This is a genomic window from Nocardia alni (genome assembly GCF_019038435.1).
In the GTDB taxonomy this organism is placed as follows: Bacteria; Actinomycetota; Actinomycetes; order Mycobacteriales; family Mycobacteriaceae; genus Nocardia; species Nocardia alni.
The window spans coordinates 1-11,612 of the sequence record NZ_JAGPOX010000219.1 but is presented as its reverse complement, the minus strand read 5'-3'; the positions used below and the strand labels follow the sequence as shown (position 1 = coordinate 11,612).

At 67.8% G+C, this 11,612-nt stretch carries 10 protein-coding genes and 1 tRNA gene; 2 read left to right on the top strand and 9 right to left on the bottom strand.

Annotation, left to right across the window (positions count from 1 at the left end):
• Positions 1-891, bottom strand: an 891-nt coding sequence (locus JZ791_RS41665; protein ID WP_216903105.1) for an ArnT family glycosyltransferase, incomplete at its 3' end; no start/stop codon positions are given.
• Positions 892-1,085: 194 nt separating this feature from the next.
• Here JZ791_RS41665 and JZ791_RS41660 point away from each other — a divergent pair.
• Positions 1,086-1,158, top strand: a tRNA-Gly gene (locus JZ791_RS41660).
• Between the two features lie 3 nt (positions 1,159-1,161).
• Here JZ791_RS41660 and JZ791_RS41655 read toward each other — a convergent pair.
• The 8 genes from JZ791_RS41655 to JZ791_RS41620 form a co-directional block, all read right to left on the bottom strand.
• Positions 1,162-1,803 (bottom strand): TetR/AcrR family transcriptional regulator, encoded by a 642-nt coding sequence (locus JZ791_RS41655; protein ID WP_308163448.1) that lies wholly within the window; start codon positions 1,801-1,803, stop codon positions 1,162-1,164.
• Positions 1,804-1,840: 37 nt separating this feature from the next.
• Positions 1,841-3,334, bottom strand: a complete 1,494-nt coding sequence (locus JZ791_RS41650) for a flavin-containing monooxygenase (protein WP_216903103.1) — start codon at positions 3,332-3,334, stop codon at positions 1,841-1,843.
• Positions 3,331-3,567, bottom strand: coding sequence for a class I SAM-dependent methyltransferase (locus JZ791_RS41645; RefSeq protein WP_216903101.1), 237 nt, complete (start codon positions 3,565-3,567; stop codon positions 3,331-3,333). Before JZ791_RS41645 ends, JZ791_RS41650 begins: the two co-directional genes overlap by 4 nt.
• Positions 3,568-3,643: 76 nt before the next feature.
• A complete protein-coding gene (locus JZ791_RS41640; RefSeq protein WP_216903099.1) occupies positions 3,644-4,990 on the bottom strand; it encodes a cytochrome P450 in 1,347 nt (448 codons plus the stop codon).
• A 164-nt stretch (positions 4,991-5,154) separates the two neighbouring features.
• The gene (locus tag JZ791_RS41635; RefSeq protein WP_308163447.1) at positions 5,155-7,242 is read right to left on the bottom strand and encodes an ArnT family glycosyltransferase; all 2,088 of its coding nucleotides are present in this window, start codon (positions 7,240-7,242) and stop codon (positions 5,155-5,157) included.
• Between the two features lie 90 nt (positions 7,243-7,332).
• Complete coding sequence (locus JZ791_RS41630; RefSeq protein ID WP_216903095.1) at positions 7,333-8,274, bottom strand: DoxX family protein; 942 nt, start codon at positions 8,272-8,274, stop codon at positions 7,333-7,335.
• 474 nt (positions 8,275-8,748) lie between these two features.
• Positions 8,749-10,479, bottom strand: a complete 1,731-nt coding sequence (locus JZ791_RS41625; RefSeq protein WP_216903093.1) for a sensor histidine kinase — start codon at positions 10,477-10,479, stop codon at positions 8,749-8,751.
• Positions 10,457-11,161, bottom strand: coding sequence for a response regulator transcription factor (locus JZ791_RS41620; protein WP_216903108.1), 705 nt, complete (start codon positions 11,159-11,161; stop codon positions 10,457-10,459). The genes JZ791_RS41625 and JZ791_RS41620 overlap by 23 nt, the downstream gene beginning before the upstream one ends.
• A 250-nt stretch (positions 11,162-11,411) precedes the next feature.
• Here JZ791_RS41620 and JZ791_RS41615 point away from each other — a divergent pair.
• Positions 11,412-11,612, top strand: a 201-nt coding sequence (locus JZ791_RS41615) for a hypothetical protein (RefSeq protein ID WP_216903091.1), incomplete at its 3' end; no start/stop codon positions are given.

Sequence of the window (11,612 nt, the reverse complement as noted above, 5' to 3'; positions counted from 1 at the left end):
GCCGTTGCCCTCGCCGCCGAGCACCCGGCCCAGGCCGTTGTAGCCCAGGGCCAGCTGCCACAGGGAGTTGTTCGTGGAGCCGCCGATGTACGGCCGAGAGGCGCTGGGCCACAGCGAAACCAGGGCCACGTACCAGCCGCCGGAGATCGCCAGCGCGACGAAGGCCCCGAGCAGCTTCAGGATTCGATGCCGCAGCGCGATCGGCGCGGCCACCAGGAAGACCAGGCCCAGCGCGGGTAGTACCAGGAACGCCTGCAACAACTTGGCCAGGAAGCCGAAGCCCATCGCGACGCCGGCCAGCGCCAGCCACCGCCCGCTGCCGTTCTCGGTCGCGCGGACCGTGCAGTAGGCCGCCGCTACCAGCAGGAACACCAGCAGCGCGTCCGGATTGTTGAACCGGAACATCAACGCGGCCACCGGGGTCAGCGCGAGCGCGCTACCGGCCAGCAGGGCCGCCGCCGGACCGCTCCAGCGCCGCACCGCGGCGTAGAGCAGGGCCACCGACGCCACGCCCATCAGCGCCTCGGGCAGCAGCATCGAGAAGGAGCTGAAACCCAGCATCCGACCCGACAGCGCCATCACCCACATCGCGGCGGGTGGTTTGTCGACGGTAATGGAATTGCCCGGATCGAGCGATCCGAACAGTAGCGCTTTCCAATTCTCCGTCCCGGACTTCACGGCCGCGGCGTAGAAGTCGTTTGCCATGCCATTGCGGGTCAGGCCCCAGAAATACAGGAATGCGGAGATGACCAGCAGCGCCCACAGCGAGGGCCGGGCCCAGCGTGGTTGGGCGGGTGGTCCGTAGACCCAGCGGTGCCACGACGGTCGGCGCCGGGACTCGACGGGTGCGACGGAGGGGGCCCGCCGCGCGGGCGCCTCGGTGATCGTCATTGGTAGGTCCTCTCGTGATGTCCCTACCAGGATCGAACGATGCTGTTGGCCGAGAATTGGTGAGCCCTGTACGTTCCCTGTGAGGGCGTGTGACCCTCATAACACTTGACCGTGACCTGCCGATTCGTTAATTCTCAGGCCGGTGGGCTATCGTTTTCTCTCGTCGCTCTCGCAGCATCACGGCGAGGCGGTACGCGGATGTAGCGCAGCTGGTAGCGCATCACCTTGCCAAGGTGAGGGTCGCGGGTTCGAATCCCGTCATCCGCTCAATTACTTCTCTCGCCCATTTCCGAAATCTCGCGGACCGATCAGTGCGATCGCCGTTTCCGTCGCCACATCCACCAGATCGTTGATCTCCTTGCCCGATTCGATCGTGGAGGCGATCAGCTCCCGGAAACCACCGAACAGAATCGTCGCCACCTGCCGGGTGGGCGGATGCAGATCGGCGACCTGGAAGGCCGGTGCGGCCGTGAGATTCACGATCATATCGATATAGGCCGTGGCCGCGTCGTGGTGCAGCCGACGGAACAGCTCGCCGCTGAGGGCCGGTGAATGCCGAATCCAGGCGTGGCTGATCGCGACGTCCGAGGCGGACGTTGCGATCCACGCCTGCACGGCCTGGCGGACCTGCGTGCGCCAGGGCGCGTCGAGATCGACCGCGGCGTAGATCTGCGCGATCGCCTCCCTGTTCCACTCCAGCATCAGCGCGACGTAAGCATCCTCTTTACCGGTGAAATGCTCGTAGAACGTGCGGCGCGAGGTGCGCGCGTGCCGCACGACGTCGGCGATCGTCATATCCGGGTATCCGCATTCACGCAATGCCTCTGCCACGCCGTCCAGCAGTCGCCGGCGGAAACTGGATCCTTCCGTCGACATCGGGGCCTGCGCGCCCGCGGACTCGGCATGTCTCACGACGACCAGCCTAGTTTCACGCGGCGCCACGCGATGGTTACGCCCGGACTTCCGCGGCGGTCCTGCCCGGCCGCGACGCGCGCGACGCTCGCACGAATCGGATCGTCCCGTCGTCCACACGCCCGTATCGCAGGACTCGGATATCCCGGAGGTAGTTCATGCGCACGCGCCACGGCGAGCGCGATCCGGACTTCGGGAATCGGTCCACCGCCCGCAGGATGTATCCGGCCTGGAAGTCGATCATCGGCAACGCGGTGACGGACGGATCCGGCACTGGCAGGCAGTAGTCGAATCCCCGCTGGTCCATGAATCGCAGAAGGCGGCAGACGTATTCGGCGACCAGATCGGCCTTGAGCGTCCACGAGGCATTGGTATAGCCGAAGGTGAATGCGAAATTGGGTATGCCGCCGAGCATCGTGCCCTTGTAGGCCATGGTGTCCGGCACCGCGACGGCGCGGCCGTCCACGGACAGTTCGATACCGCCCAGCGCGAGCAGTTCCAGACCCGTCGCGGTGACCACGATATCGGCGGTCAGTTCGCGTCCGGATTCCAGCCGGATCCCGTGTTCGGTGAAGCGATCGATACGGTCGGTGACCACCTGCGCACCGCCCTCGCCGAGCACCCGGAACAGATCCCCGTCGGGCACCAGGCACAGCCGCTGATCCCATGGCCCATAGGTGGGCTTGAAATGCGTGTCGACGTCGTATCCGGCGGGCAGGTGCTTGATGGTCTGCTTGCGGAAGAATCTCCGCATCATCTGCGGCCGTCGCTGGCTCAGCTGATAGATCACGGTGCTCACCACGACGTTCTTCCACCGGGTGATCGCATACGCGCGGCGAGGTCCCAGTCGCCGGCGCAGCCGGTTCGCCACCGCGTCTTCCTTCGGGGCCGAGAGGATATAGCTCGGCGAACGCTGCAGCATGGTGACCCCGGCCGCGCCGGAATCCGCCAGCGCCGGAACGAGAGTCACGGCGGTCGCGCCGCTGCCGATCACCACCACGCGCTTGCCGGTGTAGTCGAGATCCTCCGGCCAATGCTGCGGATGCACCACACGCCCACGGAAGTCCTCGATTCCGGCGAACTGCGGGGTGTGACCCTGGTCGTATCGGTAGTAGCCGCCGCACGTGTAGAGGAAATCACAGGTCAGCGTGGAGGTTTCCCCACCGTGCTCGGCGCGCACGCTCCAGCGTGCCTCCCGGCTCGACCAGGATGCGGCGATCACCCTGTGCCCGAATCGAATCCGACGGTCGATCCCGGCATCGGCCGCGGTGTCGCGGACGTATCGCAGGATGGACGGACCGTCGGCGATGGCCTTGGACGCGGTCCAGGGGCGGAAGCGGTAGCCGAGTGTGTGCATATCGGAGTCCGAGCGAATGCCGGGATACCGGAACAGATCCCACGTCCCGCCCATGGCCTCCCGGGCCTCGAGGATCGCGTAGCTGCGCCACGGGAAGGCATCCTGTAGGTGCCAGGCCGCGCCGATACCCGAAAGTCCCGCTCCCACAATGAGAACGTCGAAATTCTCGGTCATGACCGGGCTCCCATCCGCCCTCGGGCCAGCAGCCCGCGCTGGGCCAGGGAGAGAATGTCGTAGTAGTGCGTGGGTCTGATCCTGGACAGGTTCAGACCGGCCTCGTCGATGTCCGCGATGGCGACCGGCGAGCCGCGTCGCGACAGCAGTTGCGCCAGGCCTCGGCCTATTCCGGAGGCCGCGCCGGTGATCATGACTGGGTGACCGGCCAGCGGTCTGGTGCTGCGGGGCATCGGATCTCCTGTCTTTCCCGCGGCGCCGACGGGGCGCCCGCGTCATACGCTCGGCTGCCGGACGGTCTCGGCCGATTCAGGCCCGCGCGCGTGCGGGGTCGGCCTGCGCGATCCGGTCGGACCGAACCGCCCGGCGGTGCACCACGGCGCGACCCTTGTCCGCGGGAGCCAGCGCCACACCGCGGAAATGCACGCGTTCGTCCGGCGCATCGGTCGGCTCGAGCGTGAAATCTCTTAGCAGCGTGCGCAATACGACGTTCATCTCCAGGGTAGCGAAGTTGGCGCCGATACAGCGCCGAGTTCCGCCACCGAACGGAATCCAGCTGAACGTGCCCGGCCGCACGTCCAGGAACCGGTCCGGATCGAACGTGCGGGCGTTGGGGAACAGCTCCTCGTTGTCGTGCATCAGCCGGATGCTGATGAGCACTCCCTGACCGCGCGGCAGTATCCACCGGCCCAGCGGCAACGATTCCGCGATGACCGTACGCGCGGTGGCGTCGATGACCGGGCGCACCCGCTGCACCTCCAGCAGCGTCGCCTCGCGCAGCGCCGAACCGCCGGCATCGGTCTCGGCGACCAAGCGCGCCAGCAGATCCGGATGCCTGCGCAACCGCTCGACGGTCCAGGCCAGAGATGTCGCGGTGGTCTCGTGGCCCGCGGTCAGCAGCGTCAGCAGTTCGTCGGCGATCTCACCGCGGGACATGGCCGTCCCGTCCTCGTACCGCGACTGCAACAGCATCGCCAGCACGTCCTCGCGCTCGCTCAGGCCGGGATCGGTTGCGGCACGGTCGATCAGGATCTCCACGATCTCGTCGTAGCGGTGACGCAGGCGGGTGAATCGCGCCCACGGGCCGTAGCGGCCGAGCAGTCCGCGCGGCACCGGCAGCGCCGCGACGGCCGAGCCTACGAGCACCAATTTCGGTAGCAGCTCGCGCAATTCGTCGAATTCGGCGCCCTCTGCCCCGAAGACCGCCTGCAGGATCACGTTCATCGTGATCCGCATCATCGACTCCATGGTCCCGAATTCGCGCCCCTGCGGCCACGAGTTCATCTCCCGCACGGTCTCTTGTTCGATCAGTTGCTCGTAGACCGCCAGTCGGCGGCCGTGGAAAGGTGGGGTGAGCAACTTACGCTGTTTGCGGTGCTCGTCGCCCGCCAGCGCGAAGAGCGAACCCGGGCCGAGGACTTGAGCCAGCGGCGAGTTCACCATCTCGACCTGGTCGGTCGGCGCGGTGAACAGCGCCTTGACCTCCGCGGGTTCGGACAGGATCAGCGTGCGGCCGAGACGGGGCGTGTGCACCATGAACGCCGTCCCGTACCGTGCGCGCCAGCGCCGCCAGGCACGGGTGCGCCCGACCAGCAGCTGGATGGTGTGTGTGAACCCCGGCGACCTCGGTCCCGCGGGCAACGTCGCAACGGTCATCAGTGGACCCCTCCAGGCTCTGGTACATCTACGTACCAGAGCACGGTACGCCGCTGTACCAGAGCCTCACAAGGTTTTGGACCCGCGAATTCGGCGAACTCGCGTAAACGTACCGAACCGCCGATCCAGCACGGGCCGGACCGGCGGTTCGCAGCGCTGCGGCGTCAGGACGCCGGAGCCGTCAGGTCGTACACCGTGGCGCCGTCGATGGTCTGCGCGGTGAAATGCGCTTTGACCCAGTTCGAAATTTCGGTGGACGGCTCGGTGCCGCTCGACGACGAGCCGCCCCGCATACCGCCCATGACACTGGCGTCGATGAAGTAGTGGATCTTGTGCTGTGCCACATACGTTTCGAACTGCGCCAGGGTCGGCGCCGGATCAGTGCCGTTGTAGCCGCCGATGGCCATCACCGGGTCGCCGGTAGCCAGCTGGTATCCGGCGGCATTGTCGGAGCCGATGGTGGCCGCGACCCAGGTGTAGTCGGCGGCGTTCGCCTTCAGGGCCGTGACGACCTTCGCGCTCGGATCGGTATTGCCGAACATTCCGCCGCGCATGCCACCCGGAGCGCTGTTGGTCGCAGATCCGGTGCTGGTCGCAGATCCGGTGCTGGTCGCCGTGGCGCCCGTGCCGGTCGGTGCACCGCCGGTGCCGGATGAATTCGCCGACGCCCCTGTGGTATTGCCACTCGCAGCGGTGCCGCCGCCTGTCGCGGTGCCCGAGTTCGCCTTACCCCAGGCAGAATTCGCGCCGCCACGCCCCGGGCCGCCATGTCCGCCCGGGAAGCCCGCACCCGCCGGACCCGCCGATGGAATCGCACCGCTGTGCGTCGTCGCCGCGGTCGCGATCGAATACGCCGTCGGCGCAGCCAATCCCGCGATCACTGCCAGCAGCACCGCCCCCGTCGCGAACGCCTTCGGCAGACGATCGACCACGATCAGCAGCACCGCCGCCACCACCGCGACCCCGACGACGGCAGGCGCCAACCACGGCAGCCAGTCCGACGTGCGGCGCAGCAGCACCCAGGCCAGTGCGGCGGTCACCGCCAGCGCGCCCGCGAGCACGACCCTGGACCGAATATCGGCGCGGCTGCGCCACATCAGCGCCGCACCGATACCGACCGCGCCGGCGATCGCCGGCGCCAGTGCCACCGTGTAGTACGGATGCACGATGCCATCGGCGAAGCTGAGCACGGCGCCGGTGACCACCAGCCAGCCGAGCCACAGCAGCAGCGCGGCGCGGACCCGATCGGTGCGCGGCGCGCGGCGGGTCACCCACAGCCCGGCCACCCCCAGGATCAGTGCCGCCGGGATCAGCCAGGCGATCTGACCGCCCATATCGCTGCCGAACAGCCGGTTCCAGCCGACGTCGAAGTTCGTATTGCCCAGTCCCCCGGTCTCATTGCCGGTCAGCCGCCCGACGCCGTTGTAGCCCAGGGCGAGTTCGAGCACGCTGTTGTCCTGCGAGCCGCCGATATAGGGCCGCGAGCCCGCAGGCCACAGCGCGACCAGGGCCAGGTACCACCCGGCCGACACCACCATCGCCAGCACCGCGGCGACCGACTGGAGCAAGCGCTGCCGCCAAGGCCGATGCGCGGCAAGCAGATACACCACGACGAACGCGGGCAGCACCAGGAATGCCTGCATCATCTTGGCCAGGAACCCCAGCCCGACGAACACCCCCGCCAGCGGCAACCACCATGCGGCGGCGGACTTCTCGATCGAGCGCAGCACACAGTAGGCCGCGGCGGTGAGCAGCAGCACCAGCAGCGAGTCGGGGTTGTCATAGCGGAACATCAACGCCGCCACCGGAGTCAGCGCGAGCACCGCACCGGCCAGCATCCCGGCCCAATGTCCACTCACCCTCCGCACAGCCGCATACAGCACCGCGACCGCCGCCACCCCCTCCAGGGCCTGTGGCACCAGCAGCGACCACGCGTTGAATCCGAACAGCCGCGCCGAGATGTCCATCACCCACAGCGCGCCCGGCGTCTTGTCCACGGTGATCGCGTTGGCCGCGTCACTGGACCCGAACAGCATCGCCTTCCAGCTCTGCGATCCGGCCTGCACGGCCGCGGCGTAGAACTGGTTGGCCCACCCGCTCGCGCCCAGGTCCCACAGATACAGCACCGCCGTGACGGCCAGTAGCGCCGCCAGGCTCGCCCGCCGGGGCCACCGCCGAGGCCGCACCGGCCCGGCCGAGCGGGCCGCGGGCTCGCCCGGGGCAAGGACAGGTTCCAGCAATGTCGAGGTCACAGGACAATCCTGCCCACCGCCCATAGCTACTTGCTAGGTCGTAACTGAGCGAACCCTGTGAGCCGGGGTGACCTGACTCACGCGATGCGGTCAATGATTCGCATGATCCTGCGCCCAGTGGAAACCCTGGCTACGCTGCGGAAAGCTGTGCTCGTCGAATCTTCGCAAGGTCACGGTGACCGGGTGGCCGTCGACCTCACCGTCCAAGCGGAGATCGTCCGCGCTCGACTGGACGAAGGTGAACGTCCCCGCCTGCGGGGCGGCCGGATGCCCGCGCACGGGCGCCGTCCGCAAGTCCAGACGACGGGTCCGGAGGTCGACGTGCAGCAGCGCGGGCACCAGCGTGCCATCCATCCGCTGGTAGTCCAGCACGCCCGGATCGTCCACCACTATCCGCTGCCAGCGGTTCGGATCGGTCAGCAGCGGCGGCACGACCTGCCCGTCGCGGGTGAATTGTTCCACCGTCCAGATGCCGTACAGCGGCGGCTGGGGCCGATCCGAACCGTGCTGTCGCCAGGAGGTCCAGTCGGAGTGGACGAGACCCACGCCGATCCACACGGCCAGCACGAGCTGAACCAGCGCGGCGATACGGCGCGAGCGCGGCGCACGGAACGGCGTGGGTGCGGTCGAGCGGCCGGCTGGCCGATCCAGGACGAGCACTCCGACCAACCGCCTCGCCTCCGGCGCGAGCAACACCAGACTCGCCAGCAGCAGATGCGCGGCCCAGAGCCGCACCGGCACGCCGAAAGCCATGTTCTCGACGAACACCATCGACATATCGACCAGGGCCAACATCGCGCCCAGGATCGCGGTTCGCGGGATGAACAGCATCAGCCCGGCGAGCACCTCCGCGGCGCCGAGCAGTATTTCGTAGGGCTGGGAGAGTCCGACTTGATTCCACAGCACCGACATGGGCGTCATATCGCCATATGGCGTCAGCAGCGTCGCCAATGCCGGACGGGGCATCTGTATCGGAATCACCTTGCCGAATCCGAAGTACAGCAGTTGCCCGCCCAGGCACCAGCGCAGCACAAGCAGCGACCATCCGGCCAGCCCCCCCCCGATAATCGCGGCGACGCCGATCCAGTACCGTCCACACGATCGTCGCCACGGCGGCCGAGACCAGTAGCGAGAACGTCAGCACCCAGGCGAAGCTCTGATCTGCGGTGCCGCCGACGATCCAACCGGCGTCGACGCCGAAGACGGTGTGCCCCACCCATCCGACCAGCGGATCCAGCAATCGCACCTGTAGTCCCGGCCCCCGCCACTGCCAGTTCGCCAGCCAGCCCAAGAAGATGTTGGTGACCAGGGGCTGGGTCAGAAACACCAGCACGAAATAGACGAAAACAAAACGGAATACGACGCGAATCAGTGAATTCCACCCCACCCGTTCGGATTCCGGTCGAGTCTGCGACCCCTCTGCGGCCTCGACAGACCGCTCATCCGTGAACCTCATCCGAAAACGCTACAGGTCGCCGTTTCGGGACGCTGATGTACGACCGATGATCAGGCGCTCGCCTGCCGCCGATCGACTACCGGGATGCGAACGGTGAATTCGGTTCGGCCCGGGATGCTTTCGACGGTGATCTCACCGTCGTGGGCCTTCACCACCGCGGCCACGATCGCCAAGCCCAGACCGGTGCTGCCGGCGTGACGCGAGCGCGAGGAATCGCCGCGGGCGAAGCGCTGGAAGACTTCCGGTTGCAGGTCCGCGGGGATGCCCGGACCGTCGTCACGGACCGTCCACAACGCCGTACCGGTGGCGTCGATATCGAGCGCGGCGGTCACGGTAGTGCCGGGCGGGGTGTGCACGCGGGCATTGGTCAGCAGGTTGGCCAGGACCTGGTGCAGGCGGGCGACATCACCGGAAACCACCACCGGACGATCCGGCAGCTTCAGGTCCCAGTGGTGCTCCGGGCCCGCGACATGGGCGTCGGTCAGCGCGTCCACGGTCAGCGGGACCAGATCGACGGGCTGGCGCTCGAGGGGGCGGCCCGAATCCAGGCGGGCCAGCAGCAGCAGATCCTCCACCAGACCCGACATGCGGTGCGCCGCGGCGTCCACCCGGCTCATCGCATCGGCCACCGGGGGTGGCACCTCGTCCCGGTTGCGTTGCGCCAGTTCGGTGTAGCCGCGAATGGCGGCCAGCGGCGTGCGCAGCTCATGGCTGGCGTCCGCGACGAACTGCCGCACCCGGATCTCGCTGGCGTGCCGTGCCGACAGCGCCCCGGAGATATGGTCCAGCATCCGGTTCACCGCCGCGCCGAGCTTGCCGACTTCGGTACCCGGATCGGCATCGACCTCCGGAACACGCACGGGCAGTTCGACTTCCCCGCGATCCAGCGGCAGATCCGCGACCCGTGCCGCGGTCGCCGCGACCCGATCCAGCGGTGTCAGCGCACGCCGGATCACCCACACGCCTGCCGAGACAGCCACGAGCAACGCGACGACGGTCACCACGACCGACATCGCCAGCCCCCACACGAGGGTCGCGTCCACCGAGGCCATCGACAGACCGGTGACCACCGTCTGGTGCTTCCAGGTCGAGGACGCGACAACGCGATACGATCCCGCGCCGTCCAGGGTGATCGTCTCGGGCTTGGCGTCGGCGGTCAGGCCCTTCAGCTGCGCCAGGGCCGTATTCGACAGCGTGACCTCGGCGCCGTCGGTGCCGATTCGCGCCGCGGCCGTGACGTTGTCATTGCGGTCGACGAGCGCGCCGATGGCATTCGGCTGATTGCCGGGATGGTTCAGGAACTTCGGACCCGGCTGAGACGTGCTGTCGGACTGCTGCGGTGGCGGAGGCGGATGCCCGTCCCGCGGGATGGGCCCGAGGCTCGGGCCGCCGCCGGACTCGATCAGCGCCCGATGATTCATCTCGACCAACTGGGTATCGAGCTGACGCACCAGAAATTGGTGCAGCGCGATCTCGGTCGCCGCGCCGATGCCGACCACCACCAGTACCAGCAGCAGTACCTGGCCGACCAGCAGCCGCGCCCGCAGCGACCAGCGCCGCGGCGACCAGCGACCGGATCCACGCCGCGAATCCTGTGTCGAGTCAGCGGATTTCGCCTCGCGGCGACGCGCCCGCCCCCGGAACGCCTGCCGGCCGGAACGATGCGAATCCCCTTCGCCCACATGGGCCTCGGCGATCTGCGCCCGCTCTCGACGCACCGCGCGCAGATGGAATGTCGCGGTGCCCGGCCCCGGCGGCTCAGGTAGCAGGTTTGAGGACATATCCGGCTCCCCGAAGAGTGTGAATCATCGGGTCACGCCCGCTATCGATCTTCTTACGCAGGTATGAGACATACAGTTCGACGATGTTGGAGGTGCCGCCGAAGTCGTAGCTCCAGACCCGATCCAGGATCTGCGCCTTGCTCAGCACCCGCTTGGGGTTGCGCATGAAGAACCGCAAGAGCTCGAATTCGGTGGAGGTCAACGTGATCGGCTCACCGGCCCGGGTGACCTCGTGGCTGTCCTCGTCGAGCACCAGATCGCCGACGACGATCTGTGCGCCACTGTCGCGCATGGTGATTCCGGTGCGGCGCAGCAGCGCCCGCAGCCGCAGCACGACCTCCTCGATGCTGAACGGCTTGGTGACATAGTCGTCACCGCCCGCGGTCAGCCCGGCGATCCGGTCCTCGACCGAATCCTTGGCCGTCAGTAGCAGCACCGGCAGATGCGGAATCTGCTCCCGCAGCTTGCCCAGGACCTCGAGGCCCGTCATATCCGGCAGCATCACATCGAGAACCACCACATCGGGGCGGGTTTCGCGCGCCCGGGCCATCGCTGTGCGGCCGTCGCCGGCCGTGGATACTTCCCAGCCCTCGAAGCGCAACGCCATCGACAGCATCTCGGCAAGCATCGGCTCGTCGTCGACGACCAGAACGGTCACCGCCGTGCCGTCGGCACGGCGCATCACAGGGCGGTCGATCGGGGCATTGGCACTGGTCATAGCTGTCACTCCATCATGATCCGATGCCGGGCTCGGAGGGAGCTTTGCCATAGCTGTGCGCCGCCTGTGAACCTGCGGCCCGATCCGAAAGCACCTTGACCTGGGCGTACATAAGAACTACTGACGTCGCGCACAGCGCGCGCCCACCTGTGCCGCTCACCGTGGATCGAAACCGACGGCCGCGTCGGCCCGATCCTCTCAGGAGCGACACACCATGACAGATCCCCTGCAGTCTGCTCACCCCCAGCATCCTGCCAGCGAACCCGCCTGGGGTGCGCCGCAGACCACACCTTCGACATGGTCGAAGAAGAAGACGCTCGCGACCGTGGGCATCGCCGCGGTGATCGCGGCGGTGGGCGGCGGGGTCATCTACGCCGCGTCCGGCAGCTCGAACGGCGGACACGGGGGGCCGGGC